The 24,151-nt window shown below is 71.6% G+C and carries 18 protein-coding genes and 1 pseudogene; 14 read left to right on the top strand and 5 right to left on the bottom strand.

The window, feature by feature from the left end; translation table 11 throughout:
- Positions 1 to 32: 32 nt before the first annotated feature.
- The 3 genes from O7601_RS01545 to O7601_RS01535 form a co-directional block, all read right to left on the bottom strand.
- Positions 33 to 725 carry a winged helix-turn-helix domain-containing protein gene (locus tag O7601_RS01545; RefSeq protein ID WP_281564525.1) on the bottom strand — a complete coding sequence of 231 codons (693 nt, stop codon included), beginning with the start codon at positions 723 to 725 and terminating at the stop codon, positions 33 to 35.
- 170 nt (positions 726 to 895) lie between these two features.
- Complete coding sequence (locus tag O7601_RS01540; RefSeq protein WP_281564524.1) at positions 896 to 1,549, bottom strand: DUF305 domain-containing protein; 654 nt, start codon at positions 1,547 to 1,549, stop codon at positions 896 to 898.
- A gap of 1 nt (position 1,550) precedes the next feature.
- On the bottom strand, positions 1,551 to 2,369 hold the full coding sequence (locus O7601_RS01535) for a DUF3105 domain-containing protein (protein WP_281564523.1): 819 nt from the start codon (positions 2,367 to 2,369) through the stop codon (positions 1,551 to 1,553).
- A 99-nt stretch (positions 2,370 to 2,468) separates the two neighbouring features.
- Here O7601_RS01535 and argS point away from each other — a divergent pair, with 99 nt between their 5' ends.
- The 4 genes from argS to thrC are packed head-to-tail and all read left to right on the top strand — an operon-like array spanning position 2,469 to position 7,981.
- A complete protein-coding gene (argS, locus tag O7601_RS01530) occupies positions 2,469 to 4,133 on the top strand; it encodes an arginine--tRNA ligase (protein WP_281564522.1) in 1,665 nt (554 codons plus the stop codon).
- Between the two features lie 58 nt (positions 4,134 to 4,191).
- Positions 4,192 to 5,577 (top strand): diaminopimelate decarboxylase, encoded by a 1,386-nt coding sequence (gene lysA, locus O7601_RS01525; protein ID WP_281564521.1) that lies wholly within the window; start codon positions 4,192 to 4,194, stop codon positions 5,575 to 5,577.
- The gene (locus O7601_RS01520; RefSeq protein WP_281564520.1) at positions 5,574 to 6,896 is read left to right on the top strand and encodes a homoserine dehydrogenase; all 1,323 of its coding nucleotides are present in this window, start codon (positions 5,574 to 5,576) and stop codon (positions 6,894 to 6,896) included. Before lysA ends, O7601_RS01520 begins: the two co-directional genes overlap by 4 nt.
- Before the next feature lie 35 nt (positions 6,897 to 6,931).
- Positions 6,932 to 7,981 (top strand): threonine synthase, encoded by a 1,050-nt coding sequence (thrC, locus tag O7601_RS01515; protein WP_281564519.1) that lies wholly within the window; start codon positions 6,932 to 6,934, stop codon positions 7,979 to 7,981.
- A 153-nt stretch (positions 7,982 to 8,134) separates the two neighbouring features.
- On the opposite strand, the gene O7601_RS01510 is transcribed toward thrC, so the two are convergent.
- Positions 8,135 to 8,701: a TetR/AcrR family transcriptional regulator gene (locus O7601_RS01510; protein WP_281564518.1), complete on the bottom strand. Its 567-nt coding sequence runs from the start codon at positions 8,699 to 8,701 to the stop codon at positions 8,135 to 8,137.
- 72 nt (positions 8,702 to 8,773) lie between these two features.
- On the opposite strand from O7601_RS01510, the gene O7601_RS01505 reads away from it, so the two are divergent.
- The 7 genes and pseudogenes from O7601_RS01505 (at position 8,774) to prfA (ending at position 20,305) form a co-directional block, all read left to right on the top strand.
- Positions 8,774 to 10,654 (top strand): ABC transporter ATP-binding protein, encoded by a 1,881-nt coding sequence (locus tag O7601_RS01505; RefSeq protein WP_281564517.1) that lies wholly within the window; start codon positions 8,774 to 8,776, stop codon positions 10,652 to 10,654.
- 8 nt (positions 10,655 to 10,662) lie between these two features.
- Positions 10,663 to 13,909: pseudogene (locus tag O7601_RS01500) on the top strand (efflux RND transporter permease subunit).
- An 88-nt stretch (positions 13,910 to 13,997) separates the two neighbouring features.
- Complete coding sequence (locus O7601_RS01495) at positions 13,998 to 15,236, top strand: MFS transporter (protein WP_281564516.1); 1,239 nt, start codon at positions 13,998 to 14,000, stop codon at positions 15,234 to 15,236.
- A 48-nt stretch (positions 15,237 to 15,284) separates the two neighbouring features.
- A complete protein-coding gene (thrB, locus tag O7601_RS01490) occupies positions 15,285 to 16,229 on the top strand; it encodes a homoserine kinase (protein WP_281564515.1) in 945 nt (314 codons plus the stop codon).
- A 297-nt stretch (positions 16,230 to 16,526) separates the two neighbouring features.
- Complete coding sequence (gene rho / locus O7601_RS01485) at positions 16,527 to 18,554, top strand: transcription termination factor Rho (protein ID WP_281564514.1); 2,028 nt, start codon at positions 16,527 to 16,529, stop codon at positions 18,552 to 18,554.
- A gap of 299 nt (positions 18,555 to 18,853) precedes the next feature.
- Positions 18,854 to 19,078, top strand: coding sequence for a 50S ribosomal protein L31 (gene rpmE, locus O7601_RS01480; protein WP_093405395.1), 225 nt, complete (start codon positions 18,854 to 18,856; stop codon positions 19,076 to 19,078).
- Between the two features lie 138 nt (positions 19,079 to 19,216).
- Positions 19,217 to 20,305: a peptide chain release factor 1 gene (prfA, locus tag O7601_RS01475; RefSeq protein WP_281564513.1), complete on the top strand. Its 1,089-nt coding sequence runs from the start codon at positions 19,217 to 19,219 to the stop codon at positions 20,303 to 20,305.
- A 3-nt stretch (positions 20,306 to 20,308) separates the two neighbouring features.
- Here prfA and O7601_RS01470 read toward each other — a convergent pair whose 3' ends face one another.
- Positions 20,309 to 21,859 (bottom strand): GGDEF domain-containing protein, encoded by a 1,551-nt coding sequence (locus O7601_RS01470; RefSeq protein ID WP_281564512.1) that lies wholly within the window; start codon positions 21,857 to 21,859, stop codon positions 20,309 to 20,311.
- Between the two features lie 70 nt (positions 21,860 to 21,929).
- Here O7601_RS01470 and prmC point away from each other — a divergent pair, with 70 nt between their 5' ends.
- Genes prmC through O7601_RS01455 form a run of 3 tightly spaced genes read left to right on the top strand, consistent with a single transcriptional unit; the run spans position 21,930 to position 24,151 of the window.
- Complete coding sequence (prmC, locus tag O7601_RS01465; protein ID WP_281564511.1) at positions 21,930 to 22,895, top strand: peptide chain release factor N(5)-glutamine methyltransferase; 966 nt, start codon at positions 21,930 to 21,932, stop codon at positions 22,893 to 22,895.
- Entirely contained in the window at positions 22,895 to 23,539 is a 645-nt protein-coding gene (locus tag O7601_RS01460; protein WP_281566755.1) for an L-threonylcarbamoyladenylate synthase, read from the top strand. The genes prmC and O7601_RS01460 overlap by 1 nt, the downstream gene beginning before the upstream one ends.
- Positions 23,540 to 24,151 carry a phosphotyrosine protein phosphatase gene (locus O7601_RS01455; RefSeq protein ID WP_281564510.1) on the top strand — a complete coding sequence of 204 codons (612 nt, stop codon included), beginning with the start codon at positions 23,540 to 23,542 and terminating at the stop codon, positions 24,149 to 24,151.

Genomic DNA, 24,151 nt, shown 5'->3' with positions numbered 1-24,151 from the left:
CCCCACCCGATCGCCGAATCGGTATCGGCGCGTCAGGCGGCCTGGGCGCGTCCGCAGCTGGGTAGCGGGTGCGGCACGATGCGCCGGGGGAGCCGTCGCGGCCATTCGTTGCGGGCCCACGAGCCGTCCACGATCAGATGCACGGTACGTCGTTCGGCGCCACTGAGTCGATGCACGAACTCCCGGGGCAGCGGTGGGTCGACCGACGGGGTGGTGACCATGAACCGGACCCGCCCCCGCGAGGAGACCGCCGAGACGACGTCGGCCGCCGGCATCGTGCCCCGCAGTCGGACCCGACCCACCCAGTACACCTCGGCCAGGTGCTCCTGAGCCGCCCTGGTGATCGCCGGGTACTCGCTGCGTACCCACCGTTCGACCGCCCCGACGCAGAGCCCGCAGGCCCGCTCGCGAGGCTCGCGCGGACCCAACCCCCAGGCCCGCAGGTACGCCCCGACGACTCCCACGTCAAGCGTCAGGCCGAAGTGCTGCTGGATGAGGGCGTGCAGACTCTGGCGGGTCCACAGCTCCTCGTCCAGGCCGAACGCGTCGGGGTGGACGCCCCGGAGGGTGTCGATGAGTTCAAGCTCCTGCTCGCGGCTGAGCGTTCCCGGCTCACCCTGCCGCTGTCCGCGACGGACGGCTGCCACCGCTCCGTCACCGCCGATGGTGTGGCGTCGGCACCAACTGGTCACCGAACGCCGCGCGTCTCTGAGTGCAACCCCCACGTCCGGACAACGAGTGCACTTCGCTCCAAGTAACCCCTAGAGGGAAAATCGGTCGTATGGCCCCAAGGTGGGGCGGAGGTGGCGATCCGATGGCGATCGGCTGCCTACGCGTCGCCGCCCCGCTCGACTGTTCGAGCGGGGCGGCGAGGGTCGGTTCGGCTACGAGCGGATCAACCGTCGGCAGGCTCCATCCGGCGCAGCTCGTTGATCTCCTTCTGCTGCGCCTGCTTCGATGCCTCGGCCAACCGGACCACCTCGGGCCGGTCCGAGACCTTGAGCACTCCATCGGCCATGTGGATGCCGCCAAGGTGGTGATCGATCATCAGCTTGACGAAGAGGCGGTCGACCTCGACACCCTGGGCCTCGTGCAGTTGAGTGATCTCCTCGCGGGTCGCCATGCCGGGCATCAGCCCGTCCTGGCCGACCGGCACGGCGTCGGGCATCCACTCCATCGCCGGTCGAGAGCCGGTGGGCAGCAACTCCCACTCCTGCAACCAGCGCTGCATGTGACCGATCTGAGCCTGCTGGGTCAGGGCCATGTCGTAGCCCATCTGCCGGATCGCCGGATTCTGCGCCTTCGCGTACGCGATCATCGCCATCTCCACCGCCTGGGCGTGGTGACGGGACATGTCCCGGGCAAAGCCGGCCTCGGCCGAGTCCTCACCCGGTGCCCGGTCCGACACCAGGGTCGCGGCCGTCCACCCGATGCCGAGCAGCAGCACCGCCGCCATCACCAGGGTCAGGTAGCGCAGCGTCCGGGACGGCCGGCGGAGTTCGGTGCCGTTGCGTTCCGTCGGCGGGGCCTCCTGGATCGCGCTGGGCATGTCAGCCACCCGTCGGCGGAGCCAACTCGCGCGGCTCGGTGCCGGTGCCGGTGGTGTAGTTGCCGGAGGAGCAGGGCACGCCCGGCTCGATCGAGGCGTTCTGCGCCAGCGTGGTGGCGAATTCCTTGATCCGCGGGTCGTCGGCGCTGTCGACCTTGAGCTGGTAACCCCACGCCTGAAGCGACACGGCGCTGTCCAGCCCCTCGTACGGGCTCATCAGCATGAAGTCGTTGCCCCGGATCACGCTGGCCAGCTTCTCGACGTCGGCCGCGGGCAGGTCCGGGCGGTAGGTGAGCCAGACCGAGCCGTGCTCCATGCTGTGCACCGCGTGCTCGGCCGCGATCGGCGCGTCGTAGACGTCACCGAGGCACCGCTGCCAGGCGTTGTTGTGCGCGCCGCCGACCGGCGGGCTGTACTTGTATTCGATCTTGCCGGACTGGTGCGACTCGTAGGTGAGGCTGTCCGGGTCGGTCTCGCGGTAGTTGATGATGCCTGCGATGTCGGCCGCCTTGTCCTCCCAGGACTGGCTGCCCTTGAAGGTCGCCCAGGCGCCGAACCCGATGATCGACGTGGCGAGCACGCCGACGGCGACGAAGAGCGCGATCGGCCCCCACGACCGCCCCTGGCTGACCTTTACCGGAGTGATCGGCTTACGTGGCCCCTTGCCGCCCCCCGCGCGCTGGGCCGAGCCGGACTTGCCGGGGCCAGCCTTGGCTCCGGTCGCCTTGGCGCCGGCGGCCGGCCGTCCCGCCGCCGGCTTCTTGCCGGTGCTGACCACGGTCGGGCGGCGTTCCGGGCCGCCCGGGGTGCTGATACTCATCGTGCCTCGTCAGGTCGGTCGGTCAGGGGCTCTGGCGGGCCGGGTCGGTTGCTGGGTCGCCGCCGCGGGGGCCGAGTCTACCCCCGATAACATGGATTGGTGACTCCTGCAGACCTCGCCGAGGCCGTCCTCGCCGCCGCTCACGCCGTTTTCGCCGACCGAGAGCTGGACCGCTCCGCGCTGCCGGAGCACACCACGGTCGAGCGGCCGCGCAACCCCGACCACGGCGACTACGCTGCCACCTTGGCGCTTCAGTTGAGCAAGAAGGTCGGGCTGCCGCCCCGGGAACTGGCCGCCGCGCTGGCCGCCGAGTTGGCCAGTACGTCGGGGATCAAATCGGTCGAGATCGCCGGCCCGGGCTTCCTCAACATCCGGCTCGACGCCGCCGCCGCGGGACAGCTCGCCCGCTCGATCGTCGAGGCGGGCGAGGAGTACGGCCGAAGCGACCGGCTCGCCGGCTCGAAGATCAACCTGGAGTTCGTCTCGGCCAACCCGACCGGTCCCGTACACATCGGCGGCGTTCGCTGGGCGGCGGTCGGCGACGCCTTGAGCCGGCTGCTGCGGGCCACCGGCGCCGAGGTCGGCACCGAGTACTACTTCAACGACGCCGGCTCCCAGATCGACCGCTTCGCCCGCTCGCTGCTCGCCGCCGCCCGCAACGAGCCGGCGCCGGAGGACGGCTACGGCGGGGCGTACCTCGCGGAGATCGCCGAGCAGGTCACCGCCCGGCGGCCCGACGTGCTGACCCTGGACGACGCCGCCGCCCAGGAGGTCTTCCGGGTAGAGGGCGTCGCGTTGATGTTCACGGAGATCAAGTCCTCGTTGCGGGACTTCGGGGTCGAGTTCGACACCTACTTCAACGAGAAGGACCTGCACGATCGCGGCGAGCTGGAGCACGCCCTGACCCGGCTGCGCGAGCAGGGCCACCTTTTCGAATCCGACGGCGCCACCTGGTTGCGCACCACCGACTTCGGTGACGACAAGGACCGGGTACTGCGCAAGTCGAACGGTGAGTGGACGTACTTCGCCGCCGACTGCGCCTACTACCTCGACAAGCGGGAACGTGGCTTCGACCGCGTCGTGATCATGCTCGGCGCGGACCACCACGGCTACGTCGGCCGGATGAAGGCGATGGCCGCCTGCTTCGGCGACGACCCCGAGCAGTCGCTGGAGATCCTGATCGGCCAGTTGGTGAACCTGGTTCGCGACGGCGCGCCGGTACGGATGAGCAAGCGGGCCGGCACCGTGGTGACCCTGGAGGACCTGGTCGACGCGATCGGGGTGGACGCCTCCCGCTACGCGTTGGCCCGGTATTCCAGCGACTCGCCGATCGACATCGACATCGAGCTGTGGACCCGGGCCACCCGGGACAACCCCGTCTACTACGTGCAGTACGTGGCCGCCCGTACGGCCAGCGTCGGCCGCAACGCCGCCGAGGTCGGCCTCACCCGGGGCGACGCGGCGTCGTTCCGGCCCGAGCTGCTCGACCACGAGAAGGAGAACGAACTGCTCAAGGCGCTGGCCGAGTTCCCGGCCGTGGTGGCCGCCGCCGCCGAGTTGCGGGAGCCGCACCGGGTGGCCCGCTTCCTGGAGGACCTGGCCGGGGCGTACCACCGGTTCTACGACAACTGCCGGATCCTGCCCCGCGGCGACGAGGCCGTCGCCGACCTGCACCGGGCCCGGCTCTGGCTCAACGACGCGACCCGGGTGGTCATCGCCAACGGGCTGCGCCTGCTCGGCGTCTCGGCGCCGGAGCGGATGTAGCCATGAGCGCGAGGAGTGAGCTGGCGAGCCCCGCGGTCACGAAGCCAGGGAGGCACTGATGAGGGCGCACGAGGCGGGCGCGCTGCACGGCGACATCGGCAACCGGGGGCCGGCCTGGCTACGTACTCCGGACGATGTCAATGCCCTGGTGCCGCACCTGTGGCCGCGCAACGTGGCGCGCGGCGCCGACGGCGCGCTCGCCGTCGCGGGTCTGGGCGTACGCGACATCGCCGCCGAGTTCGGCACCCCGGTGTACGTGCTCGACGAGGACGACCTCCGCTCGCGCTGCCGGGACTTCCAGGCCGCCTTCCCGGACGAGGACATCTACTACGCCGGCAAGGCATTCCTCTGCCGTGCCGTGGTCCGGATGATCGCCGAGGAGGGCATGTTCCTCGACGTGTGCAGCGGCGGGGAGTTGGCCGTGGCGCTGGCCGGCGGGATGCCGCCGGAGCGGATCGGCTTCCACGGCAACAACAAGTCGGTGGCCGAGCTGAGCCGGGCCCTCGACGTCGGGGTGGGCCGGATCATCGTCGACTCGTTCCACGAGATCGAGCGGCTCACCGCGCTGGCTCGGGAACGCGGCCTACGGCCCCGGGTGCTGATCCGGGTCACCGTCGGGGTGGAGGCGCACACCCACGAGTTCATCGCCACCGCCCATGAGGACCAGAAGTTCGGCTTCTCCCTCGCGGGTGGGGCGGCCCTGACCGCGGCGCTGCGCGTGCTCGACGAGGGGGTGCTGGAGCTGCGCGGCCTGCACTCGCACATCGGCTCGCAGATCTTCGACACCAGCGGTTTCGAGGTCTCCGCCCGGCGGGTGCTGGCCCTTCAGGCGCAGATCCGCGACGCCCGCGGCGTCGAACTGCCCGAACTGGACCTCGGTGGTGGGTTCGGTATCGCCTACACCTCGCAGGACGATCCCGCGGCCCCGCACGACCTGGCCAAGCGGCTGCGCAAGATCGTGGACTCGGAGTGCGCGGCGGAGCGGCTGCTCACTCCGCAGCTGTCCATCGAGCCGGGCCGGGCGATCGTCGGGCCGGCCGTGTTCACCCTCTACGAGGTTGGTACGGTCAAGGATGTCGATGGCATCCGGACGTACGTCAGCGTCGACGGCGGGATGAGCGACAACATCCGGACCGCCCTGTACGACGCGTCGTACTCGGCGAGCCTGGCCTCCCGGGCCAGCCCCGCCGGGCCGATGCTCGCCCGCGTGGTGGGAAAGCACTGTGAGTCCGGGGACATCGTGGTGAAGGATGAATTCCTGCCCGCCGACGTGCAGCCCGGAGATCTTGTCGCGGTGCCCGGCACGGGCGCGTACTGCCGCAGCATGGCCAGCAACTACAACCACGTAACCCGCCCCGGCGTGGTCGCGGTTCGCAACGGCCGGGCCCGGCTGATCGTTCGACCGGAGACCGAAGAGGACCTGCTCGCTTTGGATGTGGGATGACGTCACCTGTACGCCTCGCCCTGCTCGGCTGCGGCACCGTCGGTGCCGAGGTGATCCGGCTGTTGCACGAGCAGTCGGCGGACCTCGCCGCCCGCGTCGGTGCTCCGCTGGAGATCGCCGGCATCGCGGTACGCCGGATCGGACGCGACCGTGGCGACCTGCCGGTGGACCCGGCCCTGTTCACCACCGACGCGCTCGGGCTGATCAAGCGGGACGACGTCGACGTGGTGGTCGAGGTGGTCGGCGGCATCGAGCCGGCGCGCGGCTGGCTGGTGGAGGCGTTGCGGGCCGGCAAGAGCGTGGTCACCGCCAACAAGGCGCTGCTCGCGGAGGACGGCGGCACCCTGCACGACGCGGCGGCCGAGGGGGGCGGCGACCTCTACTACGAGGCGTCCGTGGCCGGTGCCATCCCGCTGCTGCGCCCGCTGCGGGAGTCGTTGCACGGCGACCGCATCACCCGGGTCACCGGCATCGTCAACGGCACCACCAACTTCATCCTCTCCGCGATGCACGCCACCGGCGCCGGGTTCGCCGAGGCGCTGGAAGAGGCGACCGAGCTGGGCTACGCCGAGGCCGATCCGACCGCCGACGTGGAGGGCTTCGACGCCGCCGCCAAGGCGGCGATCCTCGCCTCGCTCGCCTTCCACAGCCGGGTTGCCGCCGCCGACGTGCACCGCGAGGGCATCACCGAGGTCACCGCCGCGGATGTGGCCAGCGCCAAGGCGATGGGCTGCACGATCAAGCTGCTCTGTATCGCCGCGCGTGGTGCCGACGGGCAGGGCCGGGAGGCGGTCAGCGTCCGGGTGCACCCGGCGATGATCCCGGTGACCCATCCGCTGGCCAGCGTGGGCGACGCGTTCAACGCGGTCTTCGTGGAGGCGGAGGCGGCCGGGCAGTTGATGTTCTACGGACGGGGTGCCGGTGGGGCACCGACCGCCAGCGCGGTGCTCGGCGACGTGGTGGCGGTGGCCCGCAACCGGCTCGCCGGGGTCCGCGCGGCCAGCGAGTCCGCCTACGCCGACCTGCCGGTACGGCCGATGGGGGAGGCGCTCACCCGCTACCACATCAGCCTCGACGTGGCCGACCGGCCCGGTGTACTGGAGTCGGTGGCCGGGGTCTTCGCCCGGCACGACGTCTCGATCGCCACCGTCCGTCAGGGACCGGCCGCCGGTGCCGCCGGTGCGGCCGGTGACGCCGTCCTGGTCATCGTGACCCATGTCGCGCCGGACGCGGCGCTCGCGGCGACCGTCCGGGAACTGCGGGGCCTGGACATCGTCCGGTCGGTGGCGAGCGTGCTGCGGGTCGAGGGCGGGCTGTGAGCGGCCGGATCAATCGCAGAGGCGAGGAGAGCGAGATGTGGCGCGGCCTGATCGACGCCTACCGGAACCGGCTGCCGGTCACCGACGCGACGCCGGTGGTCACCCTGCACGAGGGGAACACGCCGCTGTTGCCGGCGCCGGTCCTCTCCGCCCGGCTCGGCTGCGACGTGTACCTCAAGGTGGAGGGCGCGAACCCCACCGGCTCCTTCAAGGACCGGGGCATGACGATGGCCGTCTCCAAGGCGGTCGAGGCCGGTAACAAGGCCATCATCTGCGCCTCCACCGGCAACACCAGCGCCTCCGCCGCCGCGTACGCGGCCCGTGCCGGGATGACCTGCGCCGTCCTGGTGCCACAGGGCAAGATCGCGCTGGGCAAGCTGGCTCAGGCGCTCGTGCACGGCGCCAAGCTGCTCCAGGTCAACGGCAACTTCGACGACTGTCTGGCACTGGCGGCCAAGCTCGCCCAGGACTATCCGGTGGCCCTGGTCAACTCGGTCAACATCGACCGGCTGCACGGTCAGAAGACGGCCGCCTTCGAGATCGTCGAGGCGCTCGGCGACGCGCCCGACATCCACTGCCTGCCGGTGGGTAACGCCGGCAACATCTCCGCGTACTGGATGGGTTACACGGAGGACCATGACGCCGGCCACGCCAGTCGGCGACCGAAGATGTACGGCTTCCAGGCGGCCGGTGCGGCGCCGATCGTGACCGGGCAGGTGGTGGCCGAGCCGTCCACCATCGCCACGGCCATCCGGATCGGCAACCCCGCGAGTTGGACGAAGGCCCTGGACGCGCGGGACGCCTCCGGCGGCCTGATCGCGGCGGTCACCGATCGGGAGATTCTGGCGGCGTACCGACTGCTGGCCCGGGAGGTCGGTGTCTTCGTGGAACTGGGCAGCGCGGCCAGCGTCGCCGGTCTGCTCCAGCAGGCCGCCGCCGGCCGGGTGCCAGCCGGGGGCACCGTGGTCTGCACGGTCACCGGGCACGGTCTGAAGGACCCGGAATGGGCCATCTCCACCGCTCCCGCTCCCGTCACCATCGCCAACGACCCACTCGTCGCCGCCCGCTCGCTCGACCTCGCCTGAAGCCCCCACCCACCCCCCACCCCCCCACCCCCCGCCGATCATGCAGTTGTGGCACCCGACAAGGGTGGATAAAGGTGGGCGTTCCGGGAGCCACAACTGCATGATCGCCGCAAGGGGAGGGGGTGGGGGTGGGGGTGGGGTGGGGGTGGGGAGTTAGGGGTGGGGGGTGACGGCGCCGGCGACGGTCCGGGTGACCAGGCCGAGTACCTCGTGGCGGGACACGTCGTGTTCGGCCAGGTAGCTCCAGCCCGCGTAGAGCTGTGCCCAGAGTACGGACTGCAACCAGGTGGCGGGCAGCGCCGGATCGATGCTGCCGTCGGCGTGCCCCCTGGCCACCAGAGCGTGGAAGTCATCGTCGCAGACACCGGTGGCCCAGGTGGGGTCGGTGACCAGTTGCGGCTCGGCGAATACCAGTGAGAGCAGGTCGCCCAGGTCGAAGTACTCGGCGCAGAGCCGGTGCAGGGCCTCCGCGCCGGTGCCCTCTGCCAGCCGGGCGCGGGCGGTCGCCCGGTTGAGCCGGGCGGCACCCTCCTCGACCACGCCGGCCAGCAGGTCCGACCGCTCGGCGAAGTATCGGTGCAGGGTGGTCCGGCCGACCTGCGCGGCGGTGGCGATCTCGCCCAGGCTGGCCGCCGGATTGCGGCTCAGCACCTCGATCGCGGCCTGCAGGATCGCCTGCCGGGTCCGCGCCCGACTGCCGGTCTCCTCGGTGGTCACCACGGACAGAGGGTACCAATGTGCAGTTTCAGAATTTCGCTTGCCCGGAACGGAACATAAGTGTTCCATAACGGAGTGACTGAGATCGCCGTTGCTGAACCGAGTGACCCCCAGCCGGCCGCCCGCCGGGGCCGGACCTACCTGCTGCTCGCCTATTTACGGCCGCACTGGCCGGCCATGCTGCTCGGACTGCTGCTCGGCCTGTTGGCCAACGCCGCCGGGCTGGCCACCCCGCTGGTGACCAAGTGGGTACTGGACACCCTCGGTGCCGGTGGCTCGCTGTCCCGGCCGGTGACCGTGCTGTTCGCCCTCGTCATCGTCGGCGCCGGCATCTCGCTCTGGCAGTGGATGCTGATGGGCGGCGTCGCCGAGCGGGTGGTGCTCGACGCCCGGTCCGGGGTGATCCGCCGCTACTTCGCCGCCCGGATCGATCAACTGACCCGCCGGCCGGGCGGCGAGCTGGTCACCCGGGCGACCTCCGACCCGGGTTTGCTACACCAGGCGTCCGGCAGCCTCGTCGGCCTGATCAACGGTGCGGTGGCGCTGATCGGGACGCTCGTGCTGATGGGCACGCTCGATGTGGTGCTGCTGGCCACCACGATGGTCGCGGTCGTGGTCGTCGCAGTGCTGATGGGTCTGCTGCTGCCGTCGATCGGGCGGGCCCAGGAGGCGGCGCAGGAGGCGGTGGGACGGCTCGGCGGGGCCCTGGAGGGCTCGCTGCGCGCCATTCGTACGGTCAAGGCCAGCCGCGCCGAGCAGCGACAGGCAGGTGTGATCACCAGACACGCCGAGGACTCGGCACGGCACGGCATCCGAGCCGCCCGCCGAGCTGCGACCGTCTGGACCATCTCCTGGACGGGCATTCAGCTCGCCGTGATCGTCATCCTCGGATTCGGGGCGGCGCGGGCCGAGCGTGGCCTGATCGAGGTGTCCACCTTGATCGCTTTTCTGCTCTACGCCTTCCAGTTGATGGGGCCGATCAGCGAGTTGACCCAGAACATGACGGCCATGCAGGCCGGCATGGCAGCCGCCGGCCGCCTGCGGGAGATCGAGGCCATCGCGGTCGAGCCCGGTTCCCGGCCGGCCGGCCAGCCGGTACCGGCGCCCGCCGGGCCGCTCGGACCCGGCGGATCGGAATCCGGCGACGTCGTGCTGACCTTCCAGGGCGTCACCGCACGGTACGCCCCGGGGGCGGTACCCGCCGTACGCGGCATCGACCTGGCCATTCCCCGTCGTGGCCACACCGCGATCGTCGGGCCCTCCGGTGCCGGCAAAACCACCCTGTTCTCCCTGCTGCTGCGCTTCCTCGAACCGGAGCGGGGCCGGTTGCTGCTCTACGGCCGTCCCTACCCGGAGCACACCCCCGCCGAGATCCGTGGCCGGCTGGCCTACGTCGAGCAGGAGGCGCCGGTCGTGCCGGGCACCATCGGTGACAACCTGCGCTTCACCCACCCGGACGCCGTCGACGAGGAGCTCTGGGCCGCGCTACGCGCCGTTGACCTGCACGACAAGGTCGGCTCACTAGACCGCGGGCTGGACACGCCGCTGAGTGCGACCACCGTCTCGGGCGGCGAGCGGCAGCGCATCGCGTTGGCGCGGGCAGTGCTGCGGACCCCGGACGTGCTGCTGCTCGACGAGGCCACCTCCCAGGTCGACGGGTTGACCGAGGCGGCCGTCGCCCGGTGCGTACGACAGCGTGCCGCGAAGGGTGCGGTGGTGACCATCGCCCATCGGCTGTCCACCGTGCTCGACGCCGATCAGATCGTCGTGATGGACCGTGGCCGGATCCGCGCCGTCGGTGACCACGCGAGCCTGCTGGGCACCGATGAGCTGTACCGCGATCTGGTGGCGTCGCTGCGGATCGGTACCGCCGGGACCACGGCCGCCCCGGAGACCCGGGGGCCGACCGGGTCGGGCACACTGCTCGTACCCCTCGACCGTCTTCCTCAGGAGTGAGCCACGCGATGTCGCTGCTCGCCAGATTCAGCCTCGCCAACCGAGGGCTGGTAGCCCTCATCGCGGTGGTGACCACGGCGTTCGGTGCGTACGCCGTGCCATCACTGAAGCAGCAACTCCTACCGTCGCTGGAGTTTCCCGCCGCCTTCATCGTGGCCCAGTACCCGGGCGCCGGACCGGAGGTCGTCGAGTCCGAGGTCGCCGAGCCGATCGAGAACAGTCTGCGCGGCATCTCCGGTCTCGACTCGGTCATCTCGACCTCCCGCGAGGGCCTGACCACCATCCAGGTGCAGTACGAGTTCGGCACCGAGCTCGACGACATGGTCAGCAGGATGCAGACCGCGATCAACCGGACCAGCCTGCCGGAGGGCGTCGACCCGCAGGTGATCGCCGGCAGCACCGACGATCTGCCAGCGGTGGTGCTGGCCGCGTCCGGCGACGACGACGAGCGGATCCTCGCTGGCAAGTTGCGGGACACCGTGGTGCCGGAACTGGCCGCGATCGACGGCGTACGCGGTGTCGAGCTGACCGGTGTCCGGGACGAACTAGTGGTGATCACACCGGATCCGGCGAAGTTGGCGAAGGCGGAGGTGCAGCTGACCGCGATCGGCACCGCGTTGCGGGCCAACGGCGTGGCGGTGCCGGCCGGCGCGGTGCTGGACGGCGATCGCACCCTGCCGGTCCAGGTGGGCGCACCGCTTACCACCCTGGACGAGCTGCGCGACGTGATCGTCGCGCCGCCGGTCAAGAAGGCCGGTCCGGTCCGACTCGGCGACGTCGCCACGGTCGAGGAGCAACTCGCCCCGGCCACCGCCATCACCCGCACCAACGGCCGGGAGAGTCTCGGCATCGCGGTCACCGCCGACCCGGACGGCAACGCCGTGGAGATCTCGCACGCGGTCGCCGACCGGCTCGATGACCTGCGCTCCGCCACCGGCGCCGAGCTGACCGTCGTGCTCGACCAGGCGCCATTCGTGGAGAAGTCCATCAAGACGCTGAGCACCGAGGGCCTGCTGGGTCTGATCATGGCCGTGGTGGTCATCCTGGTGTTCCTGTTGTCGGTGCGCTCCACCGTGGTCACCGCGGTCTCCATCCCACTGTCGGTGGTGGTCGCGCTGATCGCCCTGTGGATCGGTGACTACTCGCTCAACCTGCTCACCCTCGGCGCGTTGACGGTAGCGGTCGGCCGGGTGGTGGACGACTCGATCGTCGTGCTGGAGAACATCAAGCGGCACCTGACGTACGGCGGGTCGAAGCGGCAGGCGATCCTCACGGCCGTACGCGAGGTGGCCGGCGCCGTCACCGCGTCGACGTTGACCACGGTCGCCGTCTTCGCACCCATCGCCCTGGTCGGTGGTTTCGTCGGCCAGCTCTTCGCGCCCTTCGCGATCACGGTCACCGTGGCCCTGCTCGCCTCGCTGCTGGTGTCGCTGACGGTGATCCCGGTGCTCGCGTACTGGTTCCTGAAGCCGGTCAGCGGCGCGGTCGACGGGGCGGCGGTCCGTCGGGCGGCGGAGGAGCGCGAGCTGCGCAGCCCGTTGCAGCGGGCGTACCTGCCGGTCATCCGGTTCGCCACCGGGCGGCGGGCCTATCGTTGGGCGACCCTGGCGGCGGGGCTGCTGGTGCTGTTCGGCACCTTCGGGCTGGCCCGACAGTTGGAGACGAACTTCCTCGACGACTCCGGTCAGGACACGCTGAATGTCCGGCAGGAGCTGCCGGTGGGCACCGGGCTGGCCGGCACCGACGCGGCGGCCCGGCGGGTCGAGGCGGTGCTGGCGGACACCTCGGGCATCGAGTCGTACCAGGTCACCGCCGGTGGCGGCGACACACCGTGGGCCGGCAGCGCCGGGAACAACGTGGCCAACTACGCCCTGCGTCTCGGCGGGGAGACCGATGCCAAGGCGATGCGTGGCGTGCTGCGGGACCGGTTCGCGGCGCTCGGTGCCGAGGCCGGAGAGATCACCTTCCCGGCGGGGCAGGGCGGGGCGTCCGCCAACGAGCTGGCGGTCATCGTCCGGGCCGCCGATCCCGAGGTGTTGGCCACCGCCGCGAAGGAGGCCGAGACGGCCCTGACCGGCATCGGTGGGGTCGAGGACGTCTCGACCACCCTGGCCGAGCGGGTGCCCCGGGTCGACGTGACCGTCGACCGGGTGGCGGCCAGCCGGGCCGGGCTCACCGAGGCCGCCGTCGGTCAGCTGGTGTCGCAGGCTTTCCGGGGTACGCCGCTGGGGCAGGTGACCGTGGACGGCGCCGCCCGGGACGTGGTGCTGCGCCTGTCGGCGGTACCGCCGGCGACCGTGGCGGAGCTGCGGGCCCTGCCGGTGGGCCCGGTCAAGCTGGACGACCTCGCCGATGTCACGGAGACCACCGGCCCGCAGCAGGTACGGCGGATCGACGGTGAGCGCAGCGTCTCGGTGACCGGCACGGTCACCGGCTCCGACCTGGGCGCGATCAGCACCGAGCTGCAGAGCCGCCTCGACGCGATCGACGTGCCGGGGGCGACGTTCTCCCTGGGCGGGGTCAGCGCCGAGCAGCGGGAGACCTTCGCCGATCTCGGTCTGGCCGTGCTGGCCGCGATCGCGATCGTCTTCCTGATCATGATGGCGACGTTCCGTAGCGTGGTGCAGGCGCTGATCCTGCTGGTCTCCATCCCGTTCGCGGCCACCGGCGCGGTCGCCCTGCTGCTGGTCAGCGGCACCGCGCTGAGCGTGCCGGCGCTGATCGGCGTGCTCATGCTGGTCGGCATCGTGGTGACCAACGCCATCGTGCTGCTCGACCTGGTGAACCAGTACCGGGCCCAGGGGATGGATGTGCGGGAGGCGGTGGTCGAGGGCGGCCGGCATCGCCTGCGGCCGATCCTGATGACCGCGATCGCCACCATCTTCGCGTTGACGCCGATGGCCTTCGGGCTCACCGGGGAGGGTGGCTTCATCTCGCGGCCGTTGGCGATCGTGGTGATCGGCGGCCTGCTCACCTCCACCCTGCTCACGCTGATACTGGTGCCGACGCTCTACGCCATGGTGGAGGACACCAAGGTGTCGGTCCGGGCGTGGCGACGTCGCCGGCACGGTGACCCGGTCGGTGAACCGGGTGACGGTGAGGCCGACGGCGCCGAGCCGGACACCGACCGGACGCCGGTTGGTGCGCCGGCCGGTGCCGGCGGCGCCCTCCGGCGCGCTGATCGAGAGCACCGACCAGTTCGAGGTGCTCCGGCTGCCGAAGAGCCGCAACTCACCGTTCCCGCCGAACGAGTGAACAGCCGTCCCGGAGGGTCCTCGGGCCCTCCGGGACGCTGTCCGCGCTGCGACGCAACCATCGACGGTGGCCGGGTATGGTCCGCTCCGTGGCGTCCACCCTCTCGGTCCTCACCCGCAACCGGAATTTTCGCAACCTCTTCCTGGCCGAGTTGGTGGTCTTCGGTGCCGACTGGTTCGTCATGGTGCCGTTGCTGGTGCTGCTGCCGAAGTTGACCGGCAGTGGCGTGTGGGGCGCTCTGGTGCTCGCCGTGGACACCGGCATCGTGGCGCTGCTGCTGCCGTACACCGGCACCATCGCCGACCGGTTCGACCGACGCAAAATAATGATCGTCTCGAACGTCGCCGCGCTGGTCGGTGTCCTGCTGCTGCTCGGGGTACGCGATGCCGGCACGGCCTGGCTGGCGCTGCTCGGCATCGGCGTGGTCGCGGTGGCCAAGGCGTTCTACTCACCGGCGGCCCAGGCGGCGCTGCCGAACGTGCTCGATCCGGATGAACTGGCCGCCGGTAACGCGGTGGCCGGTTCGGCGTGGGGCACGATGACCGTCGTCGGCGCCTCGCTCGGTGGGGTACTGAGCGCGGCAGCTGGACCGTACGCGTGCTTCTGGGTCGGTGCCGTCGGGTTGGTGATCGCCGCGAGCCTGGCCACGCTCATCCGCCGCCCGTTGCAGGCGCCCCGCGAGCGGGGCGCGAGGCCACCGCAGACCTGGGCGGCGATCCGCGAGGCGCTGGTCTACATCGGGCACCGTCCCCGGGTGCTGGCGCTGGTGACGGTCAAGTCGGCGGTGGGTCTCGGCAACGGCGTGCTTACCGTCTTTCCGCTGCTCGCCGGGGTGTACGGGGTCGGTGCGCTCGGGGCCGGCCTGCTGTTCGCCGTCCGGGGCGCCGGCGCGTTGGTCGGCCCGATCATGATGCGTCGGGTGCTGACCAACCGCGCCTGGCTGCTGCCCGGCCTGGCACTGTCCATGTCGGCGTACGGTCTGGCCTACCTCGGCACCTCGGTGGTGGCCTGGTTCCCAGTGGTGCTGGTCCTGGTGTTCGTGGCCCACTTCGCCGGTGGCAGCAACTGGGTGATGTCGAACTTCGCCCTGCAGGGCGAGGTGCCGGACCGGCTACGGGGTCGGGTCTTCGCCACCGACATGATGCTGGCGACCCTGGCGATCTCCGTCAGTCAACTGGTGGTGGCCGTGGTCGTGGACGTCGTCGACGAGCGTGTCGTACTGGCCGGCTGCGGCCTGGTGACCCTGGTCTACGCGGTTGGCTGGCGGATCGCGACCCGGCGTCTGTCGCTCGCCACGTCGCCGCCCGCCGTCGCGGAGAACAGGTAGCAGGTCCGGCCCGGTGAAGTCTCTGGCCACCCCACTAGCATGGGCGGCGTGTCGATCACATTCGTCGCCGAACCGGTCCGGGTCCGGGTCCCCGCCACCAGTGCGAACCTGGGGCCGGGTTTCGACGCGCTGGGGCTGGCCCTCGCGCTTCACGACGACGTGGCCGCCGAGGTGACGGCCGGGGGCGTGACGGTGACGGTGACCGGCGAGGGCGCCGGCGATCTGCCGATCGACGACGGGCACCTGGTGGTACGCGCCATGCGGGTGGCCTTCGACGCCCTTGGCGGGCAACCGCCCGGGCTGGCAGTGGAGTGCGTCAACCGCATCCCGCAGGCGCGCGGGCTCGGCTCGTCGTCGGCGGCGATCGTCGCCGGGGTGCTGCTGGCCCGGGCGCTGGTGACGGAGGGTGAGAGTCGCCTCGACGACGACGCGGTGCTGCGGCTGGCCGCCGAGATCGAGGGGCATCCGGACAATGTCGCGCCCTGCGTGCTCGGTGGCTTCACCCTGGCCTGGACGGAGCCGACCGGCGCGCGGGCGGTGTCGCTGCCGGTGGCCGACGGCGTACGCCCCACGGTGCTGGTGCCGGCCGAGCGCGGGCTGACCGCCTCGGCCCGCGCGGCGCTGCCGGCCACGGTGCCGCACGGCGACGCCGCGTTCAACGCCGGCCGCGCGGCGCTGCTGGTGCACGCGCTGACCGCGCAGCCGGCACTGCTGCTGCCGGCGACCGCCGACCGGTTGCACCAGGACTGGCGGGCGCCATCGATGCCGGGCACGAGTGCGCTGGTCAACGAGTTGCGTGCGGCCGGTGTGGCGGCCGTGGTCAGCGGGGCCGGCCCCACCGTGCTCGCCCTGTCTGAGCTGCCGGTAGGATTCGACGCGGGAACAGATTGGCAGCTGCTGCGGTTGCCGGTAGATGTATGCGGCGCGCAGGTCGAGCGGGGTAGACTCGGACACGCGGAGCGGGACCCTGTTGCCGCAGGTCGCAAGAGTTGATTACGCTCTAGACTTAGCACAGCCGCGAAGCATGCGATCTCCCTGCGGGTCGGCGCACCCCCGAAGCTTTCGGCGGTAGCCCGTCACCCCTGCCTAGGCCCACGCCGCACCGCAGTCTTCACTGGTCGCCGCAGACGGCGAAACCCCGCTCACCGCTCCATCTGGTGGGTCGGGAGACCGACCGGCTGCTGTGTTGCAGACTCCCGCGAAGCGTCATGCGAGGCGGGTGTACCGAGGCCGCCCGGCCACCTGTTGTCGATTCCGGGCAGTCCCGGCCTAATCGAGGGAAGGAATCCATTGAGCGACACCACCGACGTGACGTCGGATGTTTCCAACGTCGCTGGCGATGCCACCACCGCTGCCCCCGCCCGCCGTCGGCGCAGCGGCACGGGCCTGTCGGCGATGCTGCTGCCGGAGCTGCAGAGCCTGGCCGCGTCGCTCGGCATCTCGGGGACGGCTCGCATGCGTAAGGGCGAGCTGATCAGCGCGATCACCGAGCGGCAGGGCGGCGCTGCCGGAGCCCCTCGACCACGGGCCGAGGTCGCGGCGGCCGCCGCACCGGTCCGCGAGGAGGTGCACGCGGAGGTACGGGACACGGGTGAGCGGCCGGAGGCCGAGCGCCGTGGGCCCGAACAGCCTGCCGCCAGCGTCGAGAGCGAAGGACGTGGCCGTACCCGGCGTAGCCGGACCGCCGTGGCGGAGCCGCGTGCCGAGGAGGCTGCCGCCGAGGGCGAGCGGTCCGAGGGCCGGTCCGGCCGTGACCGTGGCGCCGACCGTGCGGAACGTGCCGAGCGCGGTGATCGCGCCGAGCGGGGTGACCGCGCCGAGCGCGGTGAGCGTGCCGAGCGGGGTGATCGTGCCGAGCGCGGTGAGCGTGCCGACCGGGGCGAGCGTGCCGACCGGGCCGAGCGCGGCGAGCGTGCCGACCGGGCCGAGCGCGGCGAGCGTGCCGACCGGGGTGACCGTGCCGACCGGGGTGATCGTGCCGACCGGGGCGAGCGTGCCGACCGGGGTGACCGTGGCGAGCGGGGCGACCGTGGACAGCGCGCCGAGCGGGACAACGACGGTGACGACGACGGCGAGAGCGGCGGTCGGCGCAGCCGGCGCAGCCGCTTCCGGGACCGTCGCCGGGGCCGCGGTGACCGCAACGATTCCGGCGGCGACGGTGGCCGTGAGCCCCAGGTCGGCGAGGACGACGTGCTCGTGCCGGTGGCCGGCATCGTGGATGTGCTCGACAACTACGCCTTCGTCCGGACCACCGGCTACCTGGCCGGCCCCAACGACGTCTACGTGTCGATGTCCCAGATCAAGAAGTACGGCCTGCGACGCGGTGACGCGATCACCGGCGCAGTCCGGGCGGCGCGCGACGGCGAGCAGCGGCGCGACAAGTACAACCCGCTCGTCCGGCTGGACACCATCAACGGGATGGAGCCCGACGAGGCCAAGCGCCGGCCGGAGTTCTACAAGCTCACTCCGCTGTACCCGCAGGAGCGGCTGCGGCTGGAGACCGAGCCGCACATCCTCACCACCCGGGTCATCGACCTGGTCATGCCGATCGGCAAGGGGCAGCGGGCGCTGATCGTCTCGCCGCCGAAGGCCGGTAAGACCATGGTGCTGCAGGCGATCGCCAACGCCATCACGCACAACAACCCGGAGTGCCACCTGATGGTGGTGCTGGTGGACGAGCGGCCCGAAGAGGTCACCGACATGCAGCGGTCGGTCAAGGGCGAGGTCATCGCGGCCACGTTCGACCGCCCGCCGCAGGACCACACCACCGTCGCCGAGCTGGCGATCGAGCGGGCCAAGCGCCTGGTCGAGCTGGGTCACGACGTGGTCGTGCTGCTCGACTCGGTGACCCGGCTCGGCCGGTCGTACAACCTGGCGGCGCCGGCCAGCGGCCGGATCATGTCGGGCGGTATCGACTCCACCGCGTTGTACCCGCCGAAGCGGTTCCTCGGCGCGGCGCGCAACATCGAGAACGGCGGCTCGTTGACCATCCTCGCCACCGCCCTGGTGGAGACCGGCTCGATGGCGGACACGGTCATCTTCGAGGAGTTCAAGGGCACCGGTAACGCGGAGCTGAAGCTGGACCGGAAGATCGCTGACAAGCGGACCTTCCCGGCCATCGACATCCACCCGTCCGGCACGCGTAAGGAGGAGATCCTGCTCGCGCCGGAGGAGCTGGCCATCGTGCACAAGCTTCGCAAGGTGCTGCACTCGCTGGACTCGCAGGCGGCGCTGGACCTCCTGCTGGACCGGCTGAAGCAGTCCCGTACCAACATCGAGTTCCTGATGCAGATCGCCAAGTCGACGCCGGGGGAGTAACGTCCGCCGACGACGATCGACGAAGGGGCGTGGCCGGCCGGCCACGCCCCTTCGCGTACCCGGGATCGGCCGGAGCGCGGCGGCGGGACGGCAGAGGAATGCTTCCCGTGAGCGGTGGGAATGCGTACGGCTGGCCCGATGTTGCTACCGGCGACCGACGGGTGCGGCCCGATTCAAGGGCCCACCGATGCCCATGGCAGACTGGTCAATCGGCCACCGGTTCCGGTTCACGCCCCCATCGGCAGGCAGCGGCAGGCCAGGGGCGACCCGGCGACCACAGACGAGAGGACCGAGGCGACATGAAGCCCAACATCCACCCGGAGTACGTGACCACCGAGGTCAGCTGCTCCTGCGGTAACACCTTCACCACCCGCAGCACCGCCAAGGGCGGCTCGATCCACGTCGAGACGTGCAGCGCCTGCCACCCGTTCTACACGGGCAAGCAGCGCGTGCTGGACACCGCTGGTCGGGTCGCGAAGTTCCAGCAGAAGTACGCCAAGGTCCAGGGCAAGAAGGCCAAGTAGCTCCTCGTCTGACGCCCGCGTCCGGTTCATCGCCGGGCGCGGGCGTCGGTCGTCTGTGTCCCGGTTTCCCGCCGCCGCGAAGCGACCGGCGGGGCACCGCGCGGGGTTTCCGACAGTCTGCAAGGAGCGATCCCCAGCATGAGCAGTGAACGCCTCACCGCCCTCCTCGACGAGTACGCCGAGTTGGAGAAGCGGCTGGCCGACCCCGCGATCCACGCCGACCAGGGCACCGCCCGTCGGGTCGGCCGTCGTTACGCCGAGCTGGTGCCGCTGCACAAGGCCGCCGCCGAGCTGGAGCAGGTCCGCGCGGATCTTGCCGCCGCGCGGGAACTGGCCGCCGAGGACGCCTCCTTCGCGGCCGAGGCCGAGACGATCGCGGCGACGCTGCCGGTGCTGGAGGATCGCCTCGCCGAACTGCTCATCCCGCGCGACCCGCACGACGCCAAGGACGTCATCGTGGAGATCAAGGCGGGCGAGGGCGGCGAGGAGTCCGCGCTGTTCGCCGGTGACCTGCTGCGCATGTACACCCGGTACGCGGAGCGGCGCGGCTGGATCACCGAGGTGATCGACGCGCAGGACTCCGACCTCGGCGGGGTGAAGGACGTCTCGCTGGCGATCAAGACGAAGGGTGTGCCCGAGGGCGGCAACGGAGTCTGGTCCCGGTTGAAGTGGGAGGGCGGTGTGCACCGGGTGCAGCGGGTCCCGGTCACCGAGTCTCAGGGGCGCATCCACACCAGCGCGGCCGGCGTGCTGGTGCTGCCGGAGGCCGAGGAGGTGGACGTCACCATCGACCCGAACGAGTTGCGCATCGACGTGTTCCGCTCGTCCGGTCCCGGCGGTCAGTCGGTGAACACCACCGACTCGGCGGTGCGGATCACCCACCTGCCCACCGGCATCGTGGTCTCCTGCCAGAACGAGAAGTCCCAGTTGCAGAACCGGGAGCAGGCGATGCGGATCCTGCGCGCCCGGCTGCTGGCCGCCGCGCAGGAGCAGGCCGACGCCGCCGCGTCGGACGCCCGCAAGGCCCAGGTGCGTACGGTGGACCGCTCGGAGCGGATCCGGACGTACAACTTCCCGCAGAACCGGATCACCGACCACCGGATCGGCTTCACCGCGTACAACCTCGACCTGGTGCTCGCGGGGGAGCTGGACGGCGTGCTCGACGCGCTCAGCGAGGCGGACCGGGCCGCACGCCTGGCGGGCGACCCGGAACTGACCCGCCGCTGAGCCTCAGGCGCTACGCGGCCGGGCCTTGGCCCGCAGCATCTCCCGGTCGGCAGCCTCGAAGGCCGCGCCGAGCGCGTCCCGCTGCCCGGGGCCGCCCGCGCCCACCTCGGCGAAGCCGATGCTGACGCCGACCGGGGTGCCCGGCACCAGTGACTCCCAGTCCTCGGTGCGCACGGCGGCGTCGATCCGCCGGGCCACCTCGGCCGCCTCGGTCATCCCCGCTTCCGGCAGCACCACCACGAACTCGTCGCCGCCGTAGCGGGCGACGAAGTCGCCCCGACGCATCACCCGGTTGATGACTCCGGCGACACGTTGCAGGACCAGATCCCCCGAGTGGTGCCCGTGCCGCGTGTTGACCGCCTTGAACCCGTCCAGGTCGCAGACGCCGATCACCACCCGTTCGCCCCGGGCCACCACGGCCGCGATGTAGCGTTCCAGCCGGCGACGGTTGGGTAGCCCGGTGAGCGGGTCGGTCAGCGCCTCTCCCTCGAACCGCGCCGCCTCCCGGCGCATCTCCTCATGGTCGATCCGGGCGGCGATGCCGTCGATGTAGACGTCGCGGAGCCGGTCGTGGCGCTGCGCGGCGAGTCGGAAAGCCAGCCGGTCGGCCCGGTGCGCGGCGGCGTGGTCGCCGGCCCGTCCCAGTGCCATGCTGCGCAGTCGGGCCGGCTCGGCTGCGCCGAGCGTCTCGACGGACACCTGGACCGTGTCCAGCCGGGTGACCGCCTCGATCGGCCGCCCGCTGGCGATGGCGAGGCAGACCTGGCCGAGCTGGCGCATGTCGCGGGCCCGGGCACTGTCCGCGCCGTAGCCGAGCAGCCGGGCCGGGTCCAGGCCCGGGGCAAGGTCGAGGTCGTCGCCGAGGGCGCATCGGCGGGCGGCGGCGTAGCCGTAGGCGGCCAGGCTGCTGGGACGCAGCCGGTCGGCACGTCCGGCGGTCACGAACCGACCCAGGTCGCCGCCGACATCCCGCAGTACGCGCAGACAGCCGTCACTGTCACCGGTGTGGTCGAGGGCTACCGCGTTGCGCAGTCGGATGCCCGGCGCGGCGAACGTCTCCTCCGGGATGCCGGCTGCGGTGCCGAGTTGACGGGCGCGTTCGATCGCGCCCAGGGCGTAACCGTGGAAGCTGAGGTACGAGTAGGCCATCGCCAGGTCGTGCCAACCCCAGGCGGTGTCCCGGTCTGGATCCTCCACCGCCCCGAGCGCCCGAGCGGCCTTGACCAGGTGCGTCACGCAGCGGTCCAGGGCGCCCTGATGGTGGGCGGCCAACGCGGCCAGGGCGTTGAGGTGCCCGTGCAGATAGGGCTCGGCGAGATCGCGTACCGCCGCGGACGCCTCCTCGATGGCGCGGGTGTACTCAGCGGTGCGCCCGAGATTGATCAGAGCCGAGAGCCGCTGCACGAGCGCGTCGGCTCGGGCGTTCGGGTCTCGGGTGGCACGCAGCACCCCCTCCAGGAGTCCGTACGCCTCGGTGGAACGGCTCACCTCCTGCAACGCCCGCGCCTTCGTCAGGGCGTCAACCTGGTCTTCGACCCGGCCGAGCCAGCCCACCCGCGACCTCCTGTCGGTGTGCCGCTGCACCCGCTTATGCACGTGCACGGCGACGCTTCATGATTATTGCGTGACCAGCGCACCGCAACACCCGTCCGAAGGGACGAGACGTATCCGTCCGGCGCCCGTACTCGCCGAAGCGGCTCGTACCCTCGCCACCGCCGGCGTGACCTCGGCCCGCGTGGAGGCAGAGCTGTTGGCCGCGTACGTGCTTGAGGTCCCTCGCGGACGGTTGGCCCTGGCGGACGGGTTCACCGACGAGCAACTTGACGGTTACCGCGCGCTGGTGGCCCGCCGGTCGCGACGGGAACCGTTGCAGTATCTCACCGGCACCGCCGGCTTCCGGCACCTGGAGTTGGCCGTCGGGCCGGGCGTCTTCGTGCCGCGCCCGGAGACCGAACTGCTCGCCGGCTGGGGCGTCGACCAGGCCGCAACGGCCGCGCGGGCCGACGGGCGGCCGGAGCCGCTGGTGGTGGATCTGTGCAGTGGGTCCGGCGCGATCGCCCTCTCGGTGGCGTCCGAGGTGCCGCAGGCCCGGGTGGTGGCGGTGGAACGCTCGCCGGAGGCGCTGTCGTGGTTGCGGCGCAACGCGGCGGCCCGGGCCGCCGCCGGTGATCGGCCGATCGAGGTGGTGTCGGCGGACGCCACCGATCCGGCCCTGTTGGACGAGTTGACGGGCCGGGTGGACGTGCTGCTGTGCAACCCGCCGTACGTCCCGCTCGCCGTGGCCGTACCCCCGGAGGTCGCCGACCACGACCCGGCGGAGGCCGTGTTCGGTGGGGCGGACGGGCTGGACGTCATCCGTCGGGTGATCGACCGCGCGGGCTTCCTGCTGCGTCCCGGCGGTGTCCTCGGCATCGAGCACGACGACAGTCACGGCGTGGTGTTGCCGGGTCTGCTCGCCGCCGACGGTCGGTACGCCATGGTCGTCGGCCACCGCGACCTCGCCGACCGGCCGCGCTTCGTCACGGCGTCCCGTCTCGCGGACCGCCCGCCACCCGGCGCGGCCGCGACGTGGCAGACTGGCTCCTCGTGATGCTCTACGACTGCCGATCGCTCGCCGACCGGGACCGCGGCATCGCCGCGGCCATCGAGGCGGTCCGCAACGGCGAGCTGGTCGTCCTGCCGACCGACACGGTCTACGGGATCGGCGCGGACGCGTTCACCCCGTACGCGGTCAAGGCGCTGCTGGACGCCAAGGGTGTCCCGCACACCCCGCCACCGGTGCTGATCGGCTCCCGGCACACCCTCGACGGCCTGGCCTACACCCTGCCGACGGCGGCGCGGGACCTGGTCGAGGCGTTCTGGCCGGGTGCGCTGACCATCCTGGTCAAGCACTCGGCGAGCCTGCGGTGGGATCTCGGCGACGACAGCGGCACGGTGGCGGTGCGCATGCCGCTGCACCCGGTGGCGCTGGAGGTGCTGCGGGAGACGGGGCCGATGGCTGTCGCCTCGGCCAACAAGATCGGCCAACCGGCCGCGCTCACTGCTGACCAGGCCCGCGACCAGCTCGCCTACTCGGTCCGGGCCTACCTGGAGGCGGGGCCGGCAGTGGATCCGGTGCCCAGCACGATCGTGGATCTGACCGGCGACGAGCCGCTGCTCGTCCGGTCGGGCGCGATCGACCTGGCTCGGCTGCGTGAGGTGGTACCGGAACTGCGTGAGAGCCAGGTGGCGTAGGTGCCCCCCTTCACCGTCCTGCACGTCTGCATGGGCAACATCTGCCGTTCGCCGATGGCCGAGCGGCTGCTCACCCTCGCCGTGGCCGACCGGCTGGCCCGGCGCGAGGTCGATCCGGACCGGATCGAGGAGCTGCTGCACAGCCACAGCGCGGGCACCGGTGGTTGGCACGCCGGTGAGGAGATGAACCCGCCGGCCGCCCGGCAGGTCACCAACCGGGGCGGCAACGTCGCCGGGTTCACCGCCCGCAAGCTGCGCTCCGATCACATCGACGCCGCCGACCTGGTCCTGACCGCCACCGCCGACCAGCAGGAGTACGTGACCGCGTTGCGGCCGGACGCCGCCGCCCGCACGTTCGTGCTCGGCGAGTTCGGCCGGCTGCTGGCCGCCCTCGATCCGGCCGCGTTGCCGACGGCCGAGGCCACCGCCGACGCGGTGCACGCCCGTGGCGTGGCGCTGGTCGAGGCGGCGCACGGCGCCCGTGAAGGCGCCGCCGCGTTGCCCACCGACGACCTCGACGACCCGTGGGGGCGCGGTGACCAGTGCTTCACCCGGGTGGCCGACGAGATCGAGGAGACGGTGCAGCCGCTCGCCGCGCTGCTGCTCCCCTGA

Origin of the sequence: Verrucosispora sp. WMMD573, assembly GCF_027497175.1 — a bacterium.
Classification (GTDB): domain Bacteria; phylum Actinomycetota; class Actinomycetes; order Mycobacteriales; family Micromonosporaceae; genus Micromonospora.
The sequence above is the reverse complement of the archived record's forward strand: the minus strand, read 5'-3'. Positions and strand labels throughout refer to the sequence as shown.